Origin of the sequence: uncultured Bacteroides sp. (assembly GCF_902472605.1) — a bacterium.
Classification (GTDB): Bacteria; Bacteroidota; Bacteroidia; order Bacteroidales; family Bacteroidaceae; genus Phocaeicola.
This window is the reverse complement of sequence record NZ_CABROP010000048.1, coordinates 1-21,020: the sequence shown is the minus strand read 5'-3', so window position 1 is coordinate 21,020 and position 21,020 is coordinate 1. Positions and strand designations below refer to the sequence as shown.

Below are 21,020 nucleotides of genomic sequence, written 5' to 3'. Positions count from 1 at the left end.
TTATCTTTGGGATATATTGCTTGATTCCCTAAGATACAAAAAATTAGGGAGACGGGCAAGTCCTGACTGAGCGAAGTTGGGGCTTGCCCGATTTTTTTTTACAGACACAAAAAAGGCCATCTCAAATTATATTTCAATTTGAGACAGCCTCTTTTATTTTATCCGTACTGCATGAAGAAATGATAAATCTCCATCACTTTTCATCTGTTGTGCTTCTTATAAATCGTTGTGAATAGATGCTGAAATTGAAGCGGAATATCGCTTGAATCAGGCTTGTTTTTCTAAGGTTAAGAAGTGGCTGATTATCCTTGAAAATGGGCTGAAAAGAGGATATTTTGCGACCAATTTGCGACCATTTTTCCATTTTTTCAAAAGTGGTCGCAAAATTCGATTCATTTATCTAATACACAAAAGACAGAGCATATCAAAGGATTCTAATGCAAAAATTAAAATACCCAATGCTCCAAAGCTTTGCGGATGCCCTCTTCATCCACACTGGCAGTCACATAATCTGCTACAGCCTTCAACGACTCATTCGCATTACCCATAGCTACACCGATTCCTGCTTCACGGACAATGGGGATGTCGTTACCTCCGTCGCCAAAGGCCATCGTTTCTTCCTTTTTCAATCCCAAGAAATCCATGAAGGCTCTCAGTCCCTTGCTTTTATCCGTCCCTTGGGCCGTAATATCGGCAAAATCAGGATACCAGCGACTGGAGGTGCAATGAGGAAGCAACGGCATGATTTGACGTTCCTCTTCTTCCGAAATGACCGGCGTCAACTGGAGAACGGGATATGCCCACAAAGTATCGAGCGAACGGCTTTCCTTCATACCCTGCACGTTCAGCATCTGCCGAAAAATGTAATCCACTTTCTCATTGCTGTTGTACATTATCAAGTCTTTCTCCCCTACCACCATGCAGGCGAAGTTCATCTCATCGGCCTTCTGGATAAGGGTGCGCACATCTTCTTCCGGAATCGGACTACAGGATATCACCTGCTCGCCAATAAAACAATATGCGCCATTCACTGTGATATATCCGTCTATTAGCTCACTGATTTCCTGAAGATTATTGATGAGGGAGAACGGACGCCCGGTAGAGATGAACACTTTGATGCCCTGTTCCTTTGCCTGCCGGATGGCCTGTATCGTAGAATCAGGTATCCGATGGGTCTGAAAGCTGACCAAAGTGCCGTCGATGTCAAAAAACAATGCTTTAATCATACTTTATATTTTTCACTAAATCAATTTCAACTATGCAGTGGAGCACTCTTTCCTACCCAGATTTGCTCGACAATACGCATACGTTTGTCGTCAATCACGTTAAAGCCATAATGTTCCAGACAAACCTGTATCTCGCGCCACTGGGCAGGAGGCAAATGCTGGGGCAATGTCACAATGCCTAATTCTACTTTCAAGGAAGAAACACCGTTTTCTTGAAACACTTCCGCCACCGTATAGATGTAACGGAGGCAAACCCTATTTTTAATGTAAACGTGAATCTTTTCCATGACACAACCTCCTGTTAAGTGAGCGGTAAAGATAAGCATAAAACCTTACAACCATGTTGTCATCTTCTTTTTCGGTCATTTTAAGTACTTATTCACGGGTGTTATACAAGAGGAAAGGTATCTTTGTAGAAAATTCAATCATTTATACCATGGGAACTTATCGCAAGAAACTACAGGGAACCGCCCAATACACCTCTTTTATTCCCGCTCCTCTTTCCACCATCCACGTGGAAGAGGAATTGCTTACCCCTTTCGTCAATGAGGCTCAGGAAGCCATTGACCAATTGAATCAAGCTATCGGTAAACTGGAAGAGGAAGAGATACAAAGAATCCTCCGAAAAGAAGCTGAAGCTTCGTGGATGCTCTCTGCCGGGAAATACTTTTTCCCATTTGGTATCCCGTCCTTCTCTTCCCACTGGAATGAAGAGGAACAGGAAGAAATCCGGCATCTGACAAAAGCCTCTCTCTATGCTTTAGACAGTCTGGAAACACTGCCTCTCTGCGGACGTCTGCTCAAGAATGCACATTACCTGATGTGCCAAAGTGCCTTGTATGAAAAGAAATATCCGGGAGAATTCCGTAACTCACCCGTATGGATAGGACCGGAAGGATGCAACCTGAAAAACGCCCTTTTCGTGCCCCCCACCGAAGAAGACATGACCGAAGCCTTTTCCGAACTTGAGAAATTCATTCACGAAGAATCGAATCTGCACCTTCTCATACGAGCGTCCCTCATTCATTACCAATTTGAGGCCATCCATCCTTTCATCGATGCCAACGGACGGACAGGCCGGTTGCTCAACCTTCTCTTTCTGTTCGACCACAAAGTCATCCAGAAACCGGCCCTCATATTTTCTTATACCTTGGGGAAATACGGCACCCGATACTACACCGAGTTACAGAAAGTACACGAAAGCGGTACGTATGAATCTTGGGTGAGATTCTTCCTCCAAACCTTGAAAGAGGCCGCCCAGCAGACGATCCGTTTTCTGTCCACTCCTCCTCCCTCGTTCGCTTGAGGGAGGAAATGCCGACAGATTATCTCCGGTAATACTGTGCCAATGAGAAAGCCCGGCGAAGTGCAATACGTGTACACACCAACGCACAGACAGAACCGACAAAAAACATAATCCCGGTGGACACCATGATATTGCCCAGTCCCACCAATGGAGAGACGATACCGCCAAAAGCAAAGCCCAGCGCTCCAAGTAAAGCAGAAGCCATACCGGCATTTTCCCGTTCACTATCCATTGCCAACGTGTTGGAGGCGGTGAAAGTCAATCCCAGCATGGAAAGCAGACAAAGCAACAAGACCTCGTAAACCCAGAAAGGACAATTGGCACAAAGCGCAATGCAGAGGAAGAAAGAGGCAATGACCATTCCCACACTTCCTCGGTACAACGCTTGTTCCGAGTGGGCAAACTTAACCGATGCAGCCGCAGAAATTACAATGGCAATGGCATTGATGCCAAAACAAAGGCTGAACATCAAAGGAGAAAAGCCATAATGCTGCTGCATGATAAAGGGAGCAGAAGAGATGTTGGCAAACAACACTCCTTGGGCAAAGCCAAACTGGAAAATGTAACACACATACCGACGGTTCTGAATGACGGTGAGGAAACTCTTATAGACATCGCTCCAACGTGCATTCTGCCGACGAGCAACCGGCAAGGAATCAGTAAAATGCAAGCTCCCAGCCAGTAGTAAAATACCCAGCCCAAACAATACCCAGAAAATACCGTGCCAACCGACACTGTCGGCCATACTGCCTCCGGCAATCGGAGCGGCTACCGGAGCTACTCCGTTGATGGCTCCGATAATGGCCAGCATCTTGGCAAGTTCCCGACCGGAATATTTATCGGCTGCGATAGAACGGGAAATGACAATACCTCCGGCACCCGCCATTCCCTGAATCAACCGCCACCCCACGAACTGCATGATGGTACGGGAATACAGACACCCCAAAGTAGCTAACAAAAACAGGCACATGGCGATAATCAGCGGACGACGACGACCATACTTGTCGCTGAGCGGTCCGAAGAAAAGCTGTCCCACAGCCAGTCCAATCATGCTGGCAGTAAGGCCCAGCTGCACCTGTGAGGAAGTGGTATGAAAAAAGCCTGTCATGGCAGGTAAAGTAGGCAAATACATGTCGGTCACAAAAGGCCCGAAAGCCGTCAGGACCCCTAAAAATACGAGAATAAACAATTGCGAATTTTTTCTTGTCATAATGCTTGTCTTTAAAACGCTGCAAAATTAGTAATTATCCAAAGGCCATATCATACCTTTTGCCGCACAAAACTTTTCAAAAACCGCACAAAATGAATTTTATTCCGAGAAAAAAGTCTATTTTTGTTTCATAAAAGCACCTTCACATGGATATTTCTCTGTTATCATCCCTCAACGGAATCCACTACGACGAAGGAAACCTGGATTTTCTCCGACCTTCTCCCCTCCACTTCAACTGTGGAGTACAGATATTATGTACTTGCGGAACGTGCATTCTCTCTACAGGAGCCCAGCAGTTTCATCTTCAGGAAAGGTCGGAACTTATTTTCTGGGGAGGAAGCATCATGCAACTGATGGAAGCTTCGGACGATTTCCATGTCCGCCTGCTGCTTTACCCCAAGAAAGTATTCCTTCAGGCCGCTGTCTCGCTCGACACTACCTATTTTAACTACATGCGAGAATTTCCCCAGTACGACCACGGAGCGGAAAGCTGGAAGAATGTCAGCCTGTGGATTGACATGGCCCAACTGCTCTTCACACGTCCGGCTTCCGCATTCAGTGAACGACTGGAACTGAATTTCCTGCAAAGCATGCTGATGTGGATTTTCAGTGCCATCCCCGACACGTATGTATCGGCCACCGAATCATACACCCGAAAGCAACTGCTATTTCATAAATTCATGCACCTGGTTCACGAACATGCTGCCCAGATGCACCAGGTATCGTTCTACGCCGAACAACTGTGCATCTCCCCTCGCTACCTGAACGAAATTACCTGGTTGCATTCCGACGGAAAAACACCCAAGGAACTCATTGACGAACAGCTGACCGCCGAGCTGAAGGTCTTACTCAACAACCCGGCACTGTCCATTGCCGAAATCGCCTCGCTCTGCCATTTTCCCGACTCTTCCTACCTGAGCCGTTTCTTTAAAAAGAACACCGGACTTTCACCGAAAGAATTCCGTGCCCAAAAACAAAGATAAAATCAGCAGAGCCCCCTGGTTTGTTCCTCTCGGACGACAGCCATCATGCCTTCCACCTGTGCCAGCGCCAGCATACGGCCATGAAAAGAATAGCCGGGGTTATATCCTTCCTTTTCATCTCCCAACATCGTGCGACCATGGTCCACCCGCATGGGTAATCCGGAATTTTCCTTTTCAAAAATACGAATCAGGTCGAGCAGATGCCCTCTTCCCGTCAGATGGGAAGTCTCCCTGAAATCACCTCCCGGCAAAATTTCCGTACTGCGCAAATGCACAAAGTGCGTTCTTCGGGCAAAACGGCGGGCCAGTTCACGCGTGTCGTTCTGACTGCCCGAACTCAAGGAACCGGCACAGAAGGTCAACCCGTTATGCGGATTGTCTACTGCCTGCAACAGCCACTCAATGTCGGCTCCGTCCGTCACAATGCGAGGCAACCCCAGCACCTGAAAAGGAGGGTCATCGGGATGAATGCACAAGTTCACTCCGTAGGCATCGCATACGGGCATCACTGCCTCCAGAAACGTACGCAGGTTTTCTCTCAACTGCTGCCGGTCTATACCTTTATATAAAGCCAACAACTCCCGGAACTTACGGACCGGATATTGCTCTCCTTCCTGAATGTTCCCGTCAATGAATCCCTGGGTCTTGACAATAATCGTATCAATCAGTTCGGCTTTTTCTGCCTCCGTGATATGCCGGTCCAGTTCGTCTACCTGCTGTAACTCTTCCGGTGAATAGTCTTTCTCCGCTCCTTCCCGCTGCAGAATCTTCAAATCGAAATAAGCAAACCGTAGCCGGCTGAAATAAAGAGAAGTACTTCCATCGGGCAGTGCATAATGAAGGTCCGTGCGTATCCAGTCGATCACCGGCATGAAATTATAACACACCGTCTTCACCCCACATTTTCCCAAGTTGGCCAAGCTGACCTTATAGTTTTCAATCAAAGCTTCCCGTTGCGGACCGCCGTATTTGATGGCCTCACATACCGGCAGACTTTCCACTACCGACCAACGCAATCCGTATGACTCAATGTAGGCTTTCAGGTCCTGGATGGCTTCCACCGTCCAGATTTCCCCGTTGGGTACCTCATGCAGGGCCGTGACAATCCCTTCCACTCCTATCTGACGAAGCATGGAAAGCGTGATAGGGTCCTTCTTTCCAAACCATCTCCAAGTCTTTTCCATCTTTTTCCCTCCGACTGATTTTAAACCCCACTGAATGAACTGAATCCGCCATCTACCGGCAATGTCACGCCCGTAATGAAACTGGCCGCTTCGCTGCATAAGAACTGTACGGCTCCGTTAAGTTCCGAAATATCCCCAAAGCGTCGCATCGGAGTTTTGGCAATGACCTTCCGGCTGCGTTCCGTGAGTGAACCATCCGGATTAATCAGCACGGCCCGGTTCTGGTTGCCGATAAAGAAACCGGGGGCAATGGCATTGACCCGAATCTTCTCGCTGAACTTGAGCGCCATCTCCTGGGCCATCCAACGGGTGAAGTTCTCCACCGCACTCTTGGCCATGGAATAGCCCGGCACCCGGGTAATAGCTTCACAGGCTGCCATGGAAGATACATTGACAATGCTTCCGCTTTTCTGCGCCGCCATCACTTCCCCAAACACCAGACAGGGATATACTGTGCCGTTCAGGTTCAAATCAAGCACTTTATTCAAATCCTCCACTTTCATGTCAAACACATGCTGGCTTTCGGTCAGCGTACCGCCGGGAATGTTTCCTCCTGCCGCATTGACCAGGATATCCACTCTTCCCCATTGTGCCAGCACCTCATCCTTCACTTTCCGTAAGCTGTCCATATCGAGTACATTGCAGGTAAAGCCTTCCACTTCACCGCCCGTCTGCCGTAATCGTTCCACCACTTTTTCCACGTGATCGGGATGGGCCCCGATGACAGCCACTTTCGCTCCGGCTTTCAGCAAACCTTCAGATATATTACTTCCCAAGACTCCAGACCCGCCTGTCACCACTGCCACGCGTCCGGATACATCAAACAAATTTTCCATCACTTTTCTATTTTTTTGTATGCTCCAAAGTTAGAAGAGAAATACACACGAAAGTTGACCGATTTTTGCAGATTATTTACGTAGATTTGCCATTATTTCTGTTCATTCTTCACTTACATGAAAAAGATACTCAACGAACAACTGGATATTTCAGACACCCTGCCGCTGAAAGCACGGTTCTACAACTACAAATGTTTCACGTATCCCTGGCACTTCCACGGGGAATTTGAAATCATCTATGTAGAAAAAGGATATGGACAAGGAGCAATCGGAGACGGAATGACGAATTTTACAGACCAGTCTCTTTTTCTACTGGGTTCCAACCTCCCCCACTACGTAGAAAACCCGCCGGAATATAGCCAACAGGAGGAGCTGAGAGTGAACGGAGTGATTATCCAGTTCGAAAAAGACTTCATGCAATACGCATTCTCCCACTACGGCCAGTTTCAGGCTATCAACCGTCTGTTAGAAGAATCGCAAAGGGGATGGCTGTTTACCCTCACCGATTTCCCAGACATTGCACAAATGCTCAAATGTATCCCGGAGAAACAAGGAGCCGGACAAATCATTGCCTTCCTGCAACTGCTGGATGCACTGACCCGTCTGCCCACCGGCAAACTGATTTCATCTCCAGCCTACAACCCGATTTCTTCCCACCTCCACGGTCGGAAAATAGAAAAAGTCATCGCTTTCCTCAACACGCATTACACCCAGCCTCTCAAATTAGAAGACGTAGCTTCTTATGCGGCCATGAATACGACAGCCTTCTGCCGGTTCTTTAAAGAAAATACGGGAAAGACTTTCACGCAACATATCACAGACATGCGGATAGGCTATGCCTGCAAACTGCTGTTGAACGAACGGTGGAACATCGCAGAAATCAGCCTGGAATGTGGATTTGAGTCAATTACTCACTTCAACCGTTGTTTCAAGAATCACATGGGTATGAGTCCGACCGCCTACCGGAAGAAAATTCCATAAACAGCTATATATCAGCCACATACAATTATCACATTCACAAAGAGGAAATTCATTCCAAAAACGCCCTGACGTTTCAAGTAAAACGCAAGTGCGTTTCATCTAAAACGTAAGTACGTTTGACTTCAAACGCAAGTGCGTTTGGGTTAAAATGTACTTGCGTTTTCTCACAAACGCAAAGGCGTTTTTTACCCTTCACTCGGCATGCCTTCCATCACGCCCAAATTCTCCTTTCACACATGAAATAATTTATGTTAATTTATTTCATTATCCCACGTCCAATTAAATGAGCTTGTCTACTTTTGTGTTTGACAATAGTGTAAAATTCCATATATGTTTAAAATAGGTATTGACATGGGGTCGACTACGGTCAAAGTAACCGTCCTTGACGAAAGAGGAGACCTCATCTTTTCCAGATACAAGCGACATCACGCAAAGGCAAAAGAAATTGTGACAAGCATTCTCCAGGAACTGCTGCAAGAAAAAGGAGACATCGATGTATGCCTCTGCATCACCGGTTCGGTGGGAATGGGTATGTCCGAACAGTATGCAATTCCCTTTATACAGGAAGTAGTGGCCGCCACAAAAGCCATCCAGCAACATTATCCGGAAGTCACTTCCATGATTGACATCGGAGGAGAGGATGCCAAAATCGTGTTCTTCACCCACGGAGAACCAGCTGACCTGCGCATGAACGGAAACTGCGCCGGAGGTACCGGAGCCTTCATTGACCAAATGGCGGTCATTTTGGGTACAGACGTGGATGAACTCAACCGACTGGCCTTGAAAGCTACCCATGTGTATCCCATCGCCTCCCGTTGCGGGGTGTTCTGTAAGACAGACATCCAGAACTTGGTGGCCAAGAACGTAAGCCGCGAAGACATTGCCGCTTCTATCTTCCATGCCGTGACCGTGCAGACAGTGGTTACCTTGGCACACGGATATGACATCAAGGCACCGGTACTCTTCTGCGGAGGTCCGCTGACTTTCATTCCGGCCTTGCGGAAAGCCTTCATGGAATACTTGCACCTGAAAGAGGAAGAAGTCATTCTGCCCGAAAACGGTACCCTGCTCCCTGCTTTAGGCGCCGCCTTGTCGCGCACCGAGAAAGATCCGTCGGAACCACTTTCCAAACTGATTGAAAAATTGCAGGCTCCCGGACTGTCTAACCGGCAGTCACAAGAACTGGCTCCTATTTTCACCAGCCCGGAAGAATACCAACAATGGGAAAAGCGCATCTCCACGCATCAAATGAAAAAGGCGACCTGGAAACCGGGCACACAGGATGTATACATCGGCATCGACTCCGGATCTACCACCACCAAGATTGTGGTGACGAATCCGGACGACGAGATACTGTTTACCTATTATCAACCGAACGGTGGACATGCCATCGAGACCGTAGCCGAGGGACTGAACCAACTGAAAGCCTTGTGCGAAACGCACCATACGACGCTCTGCATCAAAGGGAGCTGTTCTACAGGCTACGGAGAAGACCTGATCAAAGCGGCCTTCCAGCTGGATTCCGGCATCGTGGAAACCATTGCCCACTATGTGGCAGCTCATTACCTCGACCCACAAGTCTCGTTCATTCTCGACATCGGCGGACAAGACATGAAGGCTATCTTCGTTCACCAAGGCATCATCGACCGGATTGAAATCAACGAAGCCTGCTCTTCAGGATGCGGTTCTTTCATTGAGACCTTTGCCCGCACCTTAGGCTATTCGGCACAGGAGTTTGCCCAGACCGCCTGCCGGGCTACCCACCCTTGTGACTTGGGTTCCCGCTGTACGGTGTTTATGAACTCGAAAGTGAAGCAGGTACTCCGGGAAGGTGCCACCGTGGACGACATCGCTGCCGGTCTGGCCTACTCCGTGATGAAGAACTGCCTTTACAAGGTACTGAAGCTGAAAGATGCCTCCGAACTGGGACGTCACATCGTCGTGCAGGGAGGTACCATGCGCAACGATGCCGTCGTACGCGCCCTGGAACTGCTGACCGGTACGGAAGTCATCCGATGCGACGAGCCAGAACTGATGGGGGCTTTCGGATGTGCCTTGTACGCCCGCAAACATTGTCAGACCACGCTTTCGCTGGAGGATATTCTCGCGAAAGCTCACTATACCACCCACACCCTGCACTGTAAGGGATGCGACAACCAGTGTCAGGTGTTCCGCTACCGCTTCGACAACGGAAAAGACTATTATTCCGGCAACCGATGCGAAAAAGTATTCACCAACGGTTCTCGGGAAATTCCCGGCGAAAACGCCTATCATTTCAAGAACGACCAGCTGTTCCAACGCGCCCAACAGGAGGTGGAGAATCCCCGAATGACCATCGGTATCCCCCGCAGCCTGAACATGTACGAAGATTTTCCTTTCTGGCACACTCTGTTCACCCAATGCGGCATACGGGTACTGCTCTCCGGGAAATCGGACTTCAAAGACTATGAACAGAATGCCCGGATGGTGATGTCCGACAACATCTGCTTCCCGGCCAAACTGGTACATGCCCACATCCAGCATCTCATTGAGGAGAAGGTGGACCGCATTTTCATGCCGTTCGTCATTTTCGAGAAAAAAGGCCACGAACAGAACAGTTACAACTGCCCGGTGGTCACCGGCTATGCCGAAGTCATCAAGAGTGTGCAGAGCCAGGGAATCCCCATCGATTCTCCGTCCATTTCTTTCAAGGACAGAGACCTGCTCTACAAACAATGTGTACAGTACCTGAAAGGGCTGGGCGTGGAAGAATCACGCATCCGGAGAGCCTTTGAACTGGCTGAAAAAGAAGAAGAAGATTTCCAAAGGTCGCTGGCCGACTACAATATGCAACTATGGGAAAAAGCCCGGGAACAGCACCACATGGTCGTACTGCTGGCCGGACGCCCCTACCATACCGACATGCTGATCCAGCACAAGATTTCCGATGTACTGGCCGACATGGGCATCGATGTCATTACCGACGACATCGTACGCAACCTGCCGGAAACCACGCCGCACGTGCACTTCCTGGCCCAATGGTCATACCCCAACCGGATCCTGAAAGCCGCACAATGGTGCGCCGAACAAGATTCGGAAGTGCAGTTCATCGAGATGACCTCATTCGGCTGCGGACCTGATGCCTTCCTCACCGACGAAGTGCGTGACATTCTGTTCCGAAAAGGAAAGACATTTACCCTCCTCAAACTGGACGACATCAGCAACGTGGGTTCCATGAAGCTCCGCATCCGTTCGCTGACGGAAAGCATGAAACTCTTTCACGAAGCCGAGGTAGCCAAAAAGGAAATACCTGCACCTGCGGCTCCCCAAGTCAGCGAAGACGACCTGCGCCATAAGAAAATCCTGTTGCCGTTCTTCACGCCGTTCATTTCTCCATTGATTCCTGCCATCATGCACCTGGCCGGATACGACACGGAGAACCTGGCACTCAGCAACACGGAATCGTGCGAATGGGGACTGAAATACGCCAACAACGAAGTCTGCTATCCGGCCACCCTGATTGTGGGAGATGTCATCAAAGCCTTCAAGAGTGGAAAATACAATCCGGAGCAAACCATCGTCGCCATGACCCAGACCGGCGGACAATGCCGTGCCAGCAACTACCTGCCGCTTATCCAAAAAGCACTCGAAGAAGCAGGCTATCCGTCTACTCCGGTCATTTCATTGACCTTCGGCCGTTCGATGGAAAACGGACAGCCCGGTTTCAAGATGAACTGGATGAAGATCTTGCCGGTAGCTCTCCGCAGTATTCTCTTCAGCGACTGCATCGCCAAATTCTATTATGCGGCTGCCGTACGTGAGAAAGAACCCGGACAGGCCAAACAGCTTCGGGAGAAATACCTGAAACAGGCCGAAAGTCTGATACTGGCCAGCCGGAGCAAGGAATTGTGGCGACTGATGGCGCAGGCTGCCGCAGAATTCAATGCCATCTCCCGCGACATGGAGTGTCCCAAAGTAGGCGTAGTCGGAGAAATCTTCCTGAAATTCAATCCTTTCGCCCAAAAGAACATCATTGAATGGCTGACCGAACAAGGCATTGAGGTGGTACCTTCCGTACTGGCCGATTTCTTCATGCAGAACTTTGTCAACCGGAAAGTCCGGGTGGAATCGCACATCCAGAAAGGAACGCTTCCCGCATTCGTCTACAAGTCGGCCTATCTGCTGATCAAGAAACAGATTGAAAAAGCCAACCGAATTGGAAAAGAATTCCGCTACTTCGTACCCTTCAAAGACATCTTTGAAGAGGCAGAAGAAGCCCAGAAGGTCATTTCTCTGAATGCGCAGTTCGGCGAAGGCTGGCTGCTTCCGGCCGAAATCATGTCGTATGCCCGTCAGGGAATCAACAATGTAGTAAGCCTGCAACCTTTTGGCTGCATTGCCAACCACATCGTATCGAAAGGAATAGAAAAACGTATCAAGCAATTCTACCCCGAGCTCCACATCCTTTCCTTGGATTTTGACAGCGGGGTCAGCGACGTGAATGTCACCAACCGCCTGCTGTTGTTTATTGACCATTTAAAACAGTAAATGCCATGTCTGACGAAAAGAGCCTCAGCCTAGAAAACAGGATACTGGAAACGGCCAAATCCGTGTTCATGGAAAAAGGGTACTCCGACACGAGCATGAGTGAGATTGCCGAACGGGTAGGCATCAACCGTCCGGGACTGCATTATTACTTCCGGACCAAAGATAAAATGTTTCATGCAGTCTTCGGAGCGATTGTCCAAACGCTCGTGCCACAGTTTCAGGAAATCCTGTGCCAGAAAGACCTGCCCTTTGCCGAACGCATCGGGCAGATAATTGACGTATACTACCAGATACTACAGCAGAATCCTTATCTGCCTCTGTTCATTCTCAGGGAGCTGCACCGAGACATGAACTCCATCTTTTCGGCTTTCCACCACCAATCCGTCTCGCATTTCTTTGAAGAATTGAAAGAGGAACTACAAGCCGAAATGGACAGTGGCAGACTGCGCCAGGTACCCCTGCGCGTAGTATTCTGCACATTTTATAGTGCCCTGGTATTTCCTTTCCTCTCCAAAGACTTGCTCACACAGACCATGATGCAGGACCATGAAGAATTTGAAGACCTGCTGACGGAATGGAAACCTTACATCGTCCGCCAAATGGTCAGTCTGCTCTGTCTTCCTGAATAAAAAGCTCCTCTCCTTCCAAGGCTTCTCATCCACCTGAAGGAGAGGAATTTTTTCTTCATACAATACCCGGAACCAGAGGGCGGTGCTCCCCCTCAGACAGTCTACTGTCACGTTCGTTGATAAAAAAGTAATCTCTTAACCCTTTCATGAACCTTTCCTGTTTTTATTTGTTTCTATTGCATTAAACAAACAACTAAACAACTAATTAATAAACGATAAAAACATACGAAAAGAATCACACCTGTCCCCTCTTCTCAAGAGACCACTGTCCTATAGGATTTAATCTGATACCCTCACTCCTAAAGGCATCACATCTTATTTCTATCAAAGAACTTTCTTGATAAACACATTAATACAATAACTATACATTTAAACCACCTTATGAAAAAAAATCACATCTTTCCCTTAGCCATAGGGAGCCTATCCTTTCTGCTATGGTCATGCCAAGCTCCTCATACAAACGATGGAATCTATGAGGGCATACTTCCTGCTGCAGACTGTCCGGGAATCTATGTCATGCTGGCCATCAACGGCGACCAGTATGAATTGCTCGAAAAATACATTGCAGAACCAGAGACATTCGTCACCCGTGGAAACATCGAACAGAAAGGAAAACAGCTCCATCTGGACAATCAGATGCAATTCACACCTCTCTCCCATGAGTTGCAAGGCCAACATACGACATTAAAAAAAATCTCGGACCGAACCGAACTGCCGGAAATATATGTCTCGCAGTCATTAAAAGAAGACCAAAGTGGAGAAGACGCCCTCATCAAACTATACAGTCAGAAAGACAAGAAATATGCAGAATTCCATTTTAGGAACAACACATACCAACTGAAATTGAATCTGCATAATGACTCAGTAGACGAGTATGTCGACCCGGAACAGCACATCAAACTTTCACAACCTGTTCCACAACTTTCATCCTTTCAAGAGTTTATCTTCAGAAATGATACGGCAGCCTATACATTTACACAGCTCAGTCCCACAAACTGTATCTACCATTTGGCAGGAGAAAAAAACGAGGAAGAGGCACCGACTTTCTTGAACGTCATCTATTACAATGACGACCAACAGGCTTTTGTAAAACTATTACATCCTACACTTCCTCATTGTTACACGCTTACTCAGACAGAAGCATCCGCCAAAACCGCCACCTATACAGACGGAGAAACGGAATGGCAACTTCACAATGACCAGCGTGCCACACTTGTTATCCATCATAAAAAATACCAATATCTGGAACAAGAATAAGACGGGAAACGACCATCAAAATACTTAAAGAAAAAAATCACTATGGCATCTATTCTATTGGGATACCTGATAATAGCTATTATCAGTTGGACTTTTACCTTCATTTCTATCCGTAAGGCTCGAACCGATATTGAGCTTTGGGGAAAAGAAACCGATTGACTATTATATGATTTAAAGTACAATACGTGAGTTACATCACGACTATGTAATTCTAAAAGAGGTCGTTTCAAAAATGAAATGGCCTCTTTGAAGTAAAATCCAACAGTCATACAATTCCCTTAATTATCTTCAGATTCAGCTCAATATAATCATTCTCTTTCTTCTGATAAGTCCCTCCTATTCCATCTTGTTGAGTTCGGTGGATAATACCGGACGGGGCACATTGATAAATCAAACTGAATTTACAGACTTTTCATTCTGCAATCTTTACTGATTATCCATATTCAACCGCGACATTTCCGTCTCGGCCGCACTCTGATTCTTCATCTTCTTTTCCGTGCGGAAGCGATAAGTAATCGTGAAACCGACTTTTCGGGTTTCTTCCTTTCCGACAGTGTTCATGATAATATCATGCAGACGGGCTGAAGCACGCGTATTGTTCTTGTTGAAAATGTCGTAAGCATCCAACGAAAGTTGAAGTTTGTCTTTCAAGAACGACTTCTTCAAACTCAGGTTGAAGGAGGTGTAACTCTTCGCTTCATATAACTGATAATATCCTTTGGAACCATAACTAAAATCAGCAGACAACAGGAATCCGGATGGAAGCGTGAAACTGTTGTTGAAGTTCAGCATCAACAGCGGGCGGCCGGCTTTTAGGACACTTTCGTTCGGCCCCGGATAACTGAAGAAAGTCTTCATACAAGTCAGCGTAAGCGAAGGCATCCACCACTTCACTGGATATTGTATATTTACCATACCTGTCAGATTATGCATTTTATCAAAATTATCCATGCTGTTTACTGTCACAGCCGAGTTTCCCGGCATACTGTAAAATGCCCATATTAAGGGATGATGTATATTGTTATAATTCAAGTTTATAAGTAGGAACTTGTAAAACAGCATATAGTTCAAGTCATGGGTTATTGCCTGTTTCAGATATAGGTTTCCTTTCCGATAGGTGAAACGGTCGGTATAGACGGCATTGTCGTTCATCTCGCCAAAAGGAGGTCGTTCTGTATGAATGGAGTAACTGAATGACTGCTGTAGGTTCTGCGTGTTATAATTGAGTGAAACGGAAGGCAGAAAATTATGATAGTTCTGATTCTGATGCTTTCCGGTATAAGTTTCCTTTAAATCACTGCGAAGATATTCATAACGGAACCCAGCCCCCATCGAAAGATTTTTCCAGGAGAAATCGTATGCCAGAAAAAGCGAATTCTTCAGTTCCATATTTTTTGTCCTTCCATTATTCAGGGCGCGTACATTTTCGATGTAATTCGTTCCGCTTGTATGACTGAAATCATAACCGAAACTGATGGTTCCCGCTTTCTCGGTATCATACGAGAGGCGAAGCTTGGCAGCGAACAAGTCCCACACAGCTTTATTATAATAATTCAATGAAGTTTCCGAACGTCCACTTTCCCATTCACGGATATAGCCGTTGCCTTGGTCCGTTTTACGGATATAGTCACCGTAGGTATTTATTTTCCAACCATTTTTCCAGTCGTTCACGTAATACAGATTGAGGTGGTGACTGATTGATTTTCCGGATACGTCCCTATGGTTCTTCATGAACGTGGAGATTCCCCGGTCCGGTATCATGGAAAGGGTGTCATCGGAAAAGGTACTGTTTTGACTGTGCTTGCCCACGTACTTCAATCCGATTTCCGACTCGGGTGAGAAATGATAGGAAACCCCTCCCATATAGGTATGGCTTTCATTAAAAATCTGTTTTGCGCTCAGCTGAGTTTGGTTCCAGACAGTGTCACTTTGCGTCTGCTGGTAAGTGTCAAGTGCCGAATTGTTTTTTCCCCGGTTGTAATTGTAAGAGAAAAAGAAGTCCCAGTTCTTGTAATTGTAACTGCCATTTATGAGATAGTTCTGTTTGAAGTGGTTTCCCTGCTGCAGATTACCCCTTACATTGAAAGCCAATCCATCCCCCAACCGTTTGGTCTTTATTTCGATGACGGCACGCTGCTCCGAATTGTATCGTATGCTCGGATTCATAATCAGTTTCACGGAACGAATTTCATCGACAGACAGATTATCCAGTTCGGTCTGGTCCATCACTTCCCTGCCGTTGATGTAATAGACAGGACTTCCTTTCCCAATCACTTCAACGGAGTTTCCTCTTTGCTGTATCCCCGGAATCTTGCAGAGCAGGTCGTTCAAGTTGGTTTGTTTGGCAAGAATGGTATTCTCCACATCGGCCAACAGCCCGTCACGGTCCAGTTTGAATGGCTTCCGATACGCGGTGACTTCCACTTCTTTCAGCGTGGTCTGTGAAGCTTCCATCCGAACCACCGGCAGCGTACGCTCGGCATTGACCTGCATTTTCTTATACAGTGTTTTGTAACCCAGATAAGAATAACGGATAATATAATTTCCCTCCGCAAGCGATGTGCTGTATATCCCGCAAGAATCGGATACCGCTCCGCTGACAAGGGTACTGTCCATCTGATTCAAAAAGGCCACATTTACCATCGGCATCACTGCATTTTCTGGGTCCATGATTTTTCCTTTTACAACATACTGGCTGTAAGCCGGCAGCAAAACCCAACAGGCTATTATAGCTAAAAATAGTTTTTTCATTAGTCAAGTTTATACAATAAATTCAGTCAAAAACTGTAGTTCAAAATACATTACCTTCCGAAGCGTGAAGAATCCACTTCCTTCTTCTCCGTTTTATATCAAACGATATTCTCAATGCCTCGTGCACACCCAATTAATAGGTGTCCGAAATGTTGAAATAGCCTTTGGCATTACCTCCCACAGGCTTTTGTGCTCTAAAGGTCCAATGACATGAGGTATCCTTAGTATCTGTAAACCACCAATATCGCTTTATACAACCCGCCGTATTGCTATTTCCATAAATTGTAAAAGCAGGTCCGTATGAAGAGGAACCCGTCTCACAAACTATGGCTGTGCTCCAATATCCATCACAAGATGTAACGCAAAAATCACTGCTCACCTCCTCAGTGGCCTCAAAACTCTTGCTATACTCAAACCAATTTCCATACGCAAAAGACATCTTTCCTGCATACGCACGTTCTGTTCTTTTTAATTCCGATTCGGGAACGTACAAGTCCAAGAACTTTATTTGCGACTTGTCAATATTGGCAGTGAATGATTTGAAGCCATGCATATTATTCAATGTAAGTGTTACCACTTTACCGTCTTTAATGTCCTCCTCTATATTTTTATTAATGGACTCTATGCCTTTTAAAGCACGTATCACATTCTTTTCCGTTAAATTGTGATCTAGCATTATTTCATCAGTTATTATAACTGAATAACAATTATTTACCGTATCAATTGTGGTGTAATTATTTATAACCGCAGCCTCTTGTTCATAGGTTAACGGCATAATAATCTTTTCTTCATCAAATTCTTTCTTGCAACCCACCAATGCAAACACAAATGCAAAACTTAATAATAGCTTCTTCATGACTAAACTTAATTTGAGGTTTTAAATAACAAAACAATACATACAAATTGAATTCTGTAACCAGGCAATCCATACCCATAATTATCAGACCATCAATCTTTAACCATTGGAACACTTACTATCCCTTTATTACACTCTTTATCTCCCACAACCTTAAATCCCAAGGATTGATAGAAGGGGACAGCATACGTTGAGGAATTGACCGATATCCTGGTAAATTTGTAATATTCCATCATATAGTTAAAAAGAGAGTTTCCTATCCCTTGCCGATGGTATTGCTTCTGCACAAAAAAAAGCGATATATGTTGCTTTTCTCTGTGGATACCAATAATGCCTATTAACCTCTCATTATCAAAAGCTCCATATATATCAAGTTCAGCCATCAGCGAAATATCATATATAAAACGCTTGAAAGCTTCAATTCCTGCTTGGGTTAAATCATTATTTCCACACTCCATGTAAACCTGATATGAGAGATTTGCAGCGTTATTATATTCTGCTGTTGCCAGCTTCCTTATAAAAAGTCCAAGACATGAGAAAATCAACCGTTTCATAATTTTAGGTATTTATTATTTGTAAAATAATTCACTCCAAAAACGGGAAAGCCTTTTATCTAAGTAGACCATATTTTCTGCAAATGTACAAACCCAAACCAGCACAATTCTCAAACTAGTTTGAGAATTAGGCTGAGATAAGTGGGGGGCATATTCAAGTAAGAAGCCACTCTTTAAACGTAATATTTTGCAGAATCTCAGAACATCTTTTCAACGTATATCTTTCTTGATAAGTATTTTAACCTATTATAAAACAATGACCTGATATATTGAACAATATCTTTGGACCTTATGTGATGCTTTGCTGATATGATAGAAAAGCTTACCACCCATAGTAATATAAAGATATTGATGTACAAGTCTTTAGTTTAAATTGAAAATTGGTTTTGAAATTTATAGTTATGTATTTACGTGACTTTTCACTATTGTTTGTTTTATTCATATTCTCCTTTAAAATGATAAACAAGGCGAGGAAAGTCATCGTATTTCTTTCCGTCTACCCATAACTCCAAAGGTGACATATTGAACATCATAAAGTTCATATAAGTCACTGCATCACCTCCATAGTTCATGGAAAACACAATCCGAATGTCAGTAGACGTATCGTGTTCACCTAAAATATTGACATCTTTTGGATACAATACGAAACTAATGGAACCAGAATCCCATTGTAAAAATTCATATCCGGCAACGACAGATACTTCGCCTATCTCACGCAAACGGTCCGACAAGTTTTTGTCTGAAATCAACTCCGATAGGGGCTGTAATGCCATATTGAACCGAAGTGAATCGCGTGAAACAGCTACTGCATTCTGCAATTCAGTTATATTAGAACCTTGATAATAGGCTACTTGTACAGTGCCATGATAAGTTCCTTTCAGGTCGAACAGCATCTGTTGTATCGCTTCACTAGAAAAAACCTCTTCGTCTTTGTTGCAACTTGTAAGGCTAAGCACACCAAGAAATAATACTAGTATTCCGAATAAGTTCTTTGTTTTCATATTGCCTTGATTTTAGAAGTTTATAGTTCTGTATTTTCTTTTATTTTCCCTATTGTTTTTGTTCATTACGTACCCGACAAAGTTTCCGGTTTGATTACTCCTTACAAATATTCTTCTTTATACTCCAATGATACCACCGACAAGTAACACAGCCAGAAGTCTTGTTTTAGTTGAGACCAACAGTATAAGAAACCACAGCCGTTTTTACTCCAGCTTCGGGAAATGCCTCTTGCGCATACTGTGTCATATCCCGATATAGCCAGATTTGGGAACGCATGTCTCCGCTATTTCCTGTACTTTCTGGAAGGTCTACGATAAAAGCATCCATCGTCAGAGCAGCTTTATGTGTGATGAAATCGCAAATGAAAGTCCATTGCTCTGTGGCTGCCACTTGACCTTCTAATGGTATCAGTTTATAGCTATCGGGGAAATTTTCATTGTCATTCGTTTCCCTCTTTAGCTTACCGTCGGCTAACACAAGATATTCACTATCCTCATTGAGCATAGCAAATTCTGTAAACTCTTTATTGAATACAAATTGCTTGCACATGAAAAGAAGACTATTATTCATCAATCTTTTCTCCACTTCATCCTTTTCATCTGCTTCAATAACATAACGAAACTCTGCATTCAAACAGTTATAATCGCTCGACAAAAAGTTATCCGGCAGTCCTTCTGAATCGTGCTTCTCTTTTGAGATTAGTTCGAGCAGTTTGTATTCCGTCCATGAAGGGTCGCCCTTGCGATAATCCAAATACGTCGTTTCGCTTATTTTTATGTGATATTCATAACCCTCTTCGTAGTTGAAGTCTTGAATAGAGGAGAATGATTCCCAGTCTTGAGCATTATTTTTTTTGACGGCATAAACTTTCCTGAAATAATTTTTGCCTTCACTGAATATCATGCCCAATATTTTTTTTGAAGCCACTGTGAGCTCATACTCTTGGTAATCGGTTACTTTTGCACCTTCCTCATCTTCTTTGTCACAACTGATAAAGGTAAATGTAAACAAGAACAGCATTAGTATTCCAAATAAAATCTTTGTTCTCATAAAATCTTCATTTAATATTTAAGTTATTTGTTCCCTTTTCTATTGATATATTGTTTACTTACAACCTCTTGACTTACCAGTTTTCCATCTTGAAAAACAAAAGCTGTTGTCAAGGTATACCATTCTTGGTCGTAAAGGCTTTCCTGATATAGCATCCGTTCAACAGGACGATTATATCTGTCTGTTATCATTTCCTTTGCGTATGGCTCTCCAAAAAGTTTCAAGAAATCCTTCTTGTTCATTCCTATCTCAATCTTTTCTGAAATATATTTACTATTTTGCACCCCTAACAAAGAAGCACAACTAACAAATATAACACTGAAAAACAGCAAAGTAATTGTTTTCAATTTCATATTATTCTGATTATAAATTATTTTTTCATACTTTCTTCCAATATACATTTCTACAAATATACAAACCCAAACCGGCACAACTCTCAAACTAATTTGAGAGTTGCAAACAAAACCATATTCTATCATTCACTCTGCAAGAAAACTTTGCAAATAGCCATTAATGGTATCATTGTTTTCTATCATCCACTAATACTATACTAACTAAACATAACCACACCACTCATATTTCAATTCCACCAACGGGTTTTATATTATTCCCTACTCACTTATGGCTTTTCAGGTTACTCCGTGTGTTATAATCTTCTTTTGGCTTCC

The 21,020-nt window shown here is 44.8% G+C and carries 17 protein-coding genes; 6 read left to right on the top strand and 11 right to left on the bottom strand.

Annotation, left to right across the window (positions count from 1 at the left end):
• Nucleotides 1-446: 446 nt before the first annotated feature.
• Both RDP42_RS10755 and RDP42_RS10750 read right to left on the bottom strand, forming a co-directional pair.
• Entirely contained in the window at nt 447-1,226 is a 780-nt protein-coding gene (locus tag RDP42_RS10755; RefSeq protein WP_308763679.1) for a Cof-type HAD-IIB family hydrolase, read from the bottom strand.
• Between the two features lie 26 nt (nt 1,227-1,252).
• Nucleotides 1,253-1,513, bottom strand: coding sequence for a hypothetical protein (locus tag RDP42_RS10750; protein WP_308763678.1), 261 nt, complete (start codon nt 1,511-1,513; stop codon nt 1,253-1,255).
• Nucleotides 1,514-1,662: 149 nt separating this feature from the next.
• Between RDP42_RS10750 and RDP42_RS10745 the strand changes: the two genes are divergently transcribed.
• Nucleotides 1,663-2,532 carry a Fic family protein gene (locus RDP42_RS10745; RefSeq protein WP_308763677.1) on the top strand — a complete coding sequence of 290 codons (870 nt, stop codon included), beginning with the start codon at nt 1,663-1,665 and terminating at the stop codon, nt 2,530-2,532.
• 19 nt (nt 2,533-2,551) lie between these two features.
• On the opposite strand, the gene RDP42_RS10740 is transcribed toward RDP42_RS10745, so the two are convergent.
• Nucleotides 2,552-3,745 (bottom strand): multidrug effflux MFS transporter, encoded by a 1,194-nt coding sequence (locus tag RDP42_RS10740; RefSeq protein ID WP_308763680.1) that lies wholly within the window; start codon nt 3,743-3,745, stop codon nt 2,552-2,554.
• Between the two features lie 143 nt (nt 3,746-3,888).
• Between RDP42_RS10740 and RDP42_RS10735 the strand changes: the two genes are divergently transcribed.
• Nucleotides 3,889-4,725, top strand: coding sequence for a helix-turn-helix domain-containing protein (locus tag RDP42_RS10735; RefSeq protein ID WP_308763676.1), 837 nt, complete (start codon nt 3,889-3,891; stop codon nt 4,723-4,725).
• Between the two features lie 2 nt (nt 4,726-4,727).
• Here RDP42_RS10735 and uxuA read toward each other — a convergent pair whose 3' ends face one another.
• On the bottom strand, nt 4,728-5,909 hold the full coding sequence (gene uxuA, locus RDP42_RS10730) for a mannonate dehydratase (RefSeq protein WP_308763675.1): 1,182 nt from the start codon (nt 5,907-5,909) through the stop codon (nt 4,728-4,730).
• A 20-nt stretch (nt 5,910-5,929) separates the two neighbouring features.
• Entirely contained in the window at nt 5,930-6,745 is an 816-nt protein-coding gene (locus RDP42_RS10725) for an SDR family oxidoreductase (RefSeq protein WP_308763674.1), read from the bottom strand.
• A gap of 117 nt (nt 6,746-6,862) precedes the next feature.
• Here RDP42_RS10725 and RDP42_RS10720 point away from each other — a divergent pair, with 117 nt between their 5' ends.
• The 4 genes from RDP42_RS10720 to RDP42_RS10705 all read left to right on the top strand — a co-directional run bounded on the left by RDP42_RS10720 (nt 6,863) and on the right by RDP42_RS10705 (nt 14,139).
• Nucleotides 6,863-7,726, top strand: a complete 864-nt coding sequence (locus RDP42_RS10720; RefSeq protein WP_308763673.1) for an AraC family transcriptional regulator — start codon at nt 6,863-6,865, stop codon at nt 7,724-7,726.
• A gap of 330 nt (nt 7,727-8,056) precedes the next feature.
• On the top strand, nt 8,057-12,253 hold the full coding sequence (locus tag RDP42_RS10715) for an acyl-CoA dehydratase activase (RefSeq protein WP_308763672.1): 4,197 nt from the start codon (nt 8,057-8,059) through the stop codon (nt 12,251-12,253).
• Between the two features lie 5 nt (nt 12,254-12,258).
• Entirely contained in the window at nt 12,259-12,882 is a 624-nt protein-coding gene (locus RDP42_RS10710) for a TetR/AcrR family transcriptional regulator (protein ID WP_308763671.1), read from the top strand.
• Nucleotides 12,883-13,263: 381 nt separating this feature from the next.
• Entirely contained in the window at nt 13,264-14,139 is an 876-nt protein-coding gene (locus tag RDP42_RS10705; protein WP_308763670.1) for a copper resistance protein NlpE N-terminal domain-containing protein, read from the top strand.
• A gap of 426 nt (nt 14,140-14,565) precedes the next feature.
• On the opposite strand, the gene RDP42_RS10700 is transcribed toward RDP42_RS10705, so the two are convergent.
• The 6 genes from RDP42_RS10700 to RDP42_RS10675 all read right to left on the bottom strand — a co-directional run bounded on the left by RDP42_RS10700 (nt 14,566) and on the right by RDP42_RS10675 (nt 20,705).
• A complete protein-coding gene (locus tag RDP42_RS10700) occupies nt 14,566-16,890 on the bottom strand; it encodes an outer membrane beta-barrel family protein (RefSeq protein ID WP_308763669.1) in 2,325 nt (774 codons plus the stop codon).
• A gap of 133 nt (nt 16,891-17,023) precedes the next feature.
• Nucleotides 17,024-17,746, bottom strand: a complete 723-nt coding sequence (locus RDP42_RS10695; RefSeq protein ID WP_308763668.1) for a hypothetical protein — start codon at nt 17,744-17,746, stop codon at nt 17,024-17,026.
• A 92-nt stretch (nt 17,747-17,838) separates the two neighbouring features.
• The gene (locus tag RDP42_RS10690; protein ID WP_308763667.1) at nt 17,839-18,300 is read right to left on the bottom strand and encodes a GNAT family N-acetyltransferase; all 462 of its coding nucleotides are present in this window, start codon (nt 18,298-18,300) and stop codon (nt 17,839-17,841) included.
• A 434-nt stretch (nt 18,301-18,734) separates the two neighbouring features.
• Complete coding sequence (locus RDP42_RS10685; protein WP_308763666.1) at nt 18,735-19,301, bottom strand: DUF4840 domain-containing protein; 567 nt, start codon at nt 19,299-19,301, stop codon at nt 18,735-18,737.
• A 166-nt stretch (nt 19,302-19,467) separates the two neighbouring features.
• Nucleotides 19,468-20,352 (bottom strand): DUF4377 domain-containing protein, encoded by an 885-nt coding sequence (locus tag RDP42_RS10680; protein ID WP_308763665.1) that lies wholly within the window; start codon nt 20,350-20,352, stop codon nt 19,468-19,470.
• A gap of 23 nt (nt 20,353-20,375) precedes the next feature.
• On the bottom strand, nt 20,376-20,705 hold the full coding sequence (locus RDP42_RS10675; RefSeq protein WP_308763664.1) for a hypothetical protein: 330 nt from the start codon (nt 20,703-20,705) through the stop codon (nt 20,376-20,378).
• Nucleotides 20,706-21,020: the final 315 nt, after the last annotated feature.

Bases quoted from the DNA above. Each gene is read 5' to 3' on its own strand.
- RDP42_RS10755 (WP_308763679.1), bottom strand. From the start codon at position 1,226: ATGATTAAAGCATTGTTTTTTGACATCGACGGCACTTTGGTCAGCTTT.
- RDP42_RS10750 (WP_308763678.1), bottom strand. From the start codon at position 1,513: ATGGAAAAGATTCACGTTTACATTAAAAATAGGGTTTGCCTCCGTTAC.
- RDP42_RS10745 (WP_308763677.1), top strand. From the start codon at position 1,663: ATGGGAACTTATCGCAAGAAACTACAGGGAACCGCCCAATACACCTCT.
- RDP42_RS10735 (WP_308763676.1), top strand. From the start codon at position 3,889: ATGGATATTTCTCTGTTATCATCCCTCAACGGAATCCACTACGACGAA.
- uxuA (WP_308763675.1), bottom strand. From the start codon at position 5,909: ATGGAAAAGACTTGGAGATGGTTTGGAAAGAAGGACCCTATCACGCTT.
- RDP42_RS10725 (WP_308763674.1), bottom strand. From the start codon at position 6,745: ATGGAAAATTTGTTTGATGTATCCGGACGCGTGGCAGTGGTGACAGGC.
- RDP42_RS10720 (WP_308763673.1), top strand. From the start codon at position 6,863: ATGAAAAAGATACTCAACGAACAACTGGATATTTCAGACACCCTGCCG.
- RDP42_RS10715 (WP_308763672.1), top strand. From the start codon at position 8,057: ATGTTTAAAATAGGTATTGACATGGGGTCGACTACGGTCAAAGTAACC.
- RDP42_RS10710 (WP_308763671.1), top strand. From the start codon at position 12,259: ATGTCTGACGAAAAGAGCCTCAGCCTAGAAAACAGGATACTGGAAACG.
- RDP42_RS10705 (WP_308763670.1), top strand. From the start codon at position 13,264: ATGAAAAAAAATCACATCTTTCCCTTAGCCATAGGGAGCCTATCCTTT.
- RDP42_RS10700 (WP_308763669.1), bottom strand. From the start codon at position 16,890: ATGAAAAAACTATTTTTAGCTATAATAGCCTGTTGGGTTTTGCTGCCG.
- RDP42_RS10695 (WP_308763668.1), bottom strand. From the start codon at position 17,746: ATGAAGAAGCTATTATTAAGTTTTGCATTTGTGTTTGCATTGGTGGGT.
- RDP42_RS10690 (WP_308763667.1), bottom strand. From the start codon at position 18,300: ATGAAACGGTTGATTTTCTCATGTCTTGGACTTTTTATAAGGAAGCTG.
- RDP42_RS10685 (WP_308763666.1), bottom strand. From the start codon at position 19,301: ATGAAAACAAAGAACTTATTCGGAATACTAGTATTATTTCTTGGTGTG.
- RDP42_RS10680 (WP_308763665.1), bottom strand. From the start codon at position 20,352: ATGAGAACAAAGATTTTATTTGGAATACTAATGCTGTTCTTGTTTACA.
- RDP42_RS10675 (WP_308763664.1), bottom strand. From the start codon at position 20,705: ATGAAATTGAAAACAATTACTTTGCTGTTTTTCAGTGTTATATTTGTT.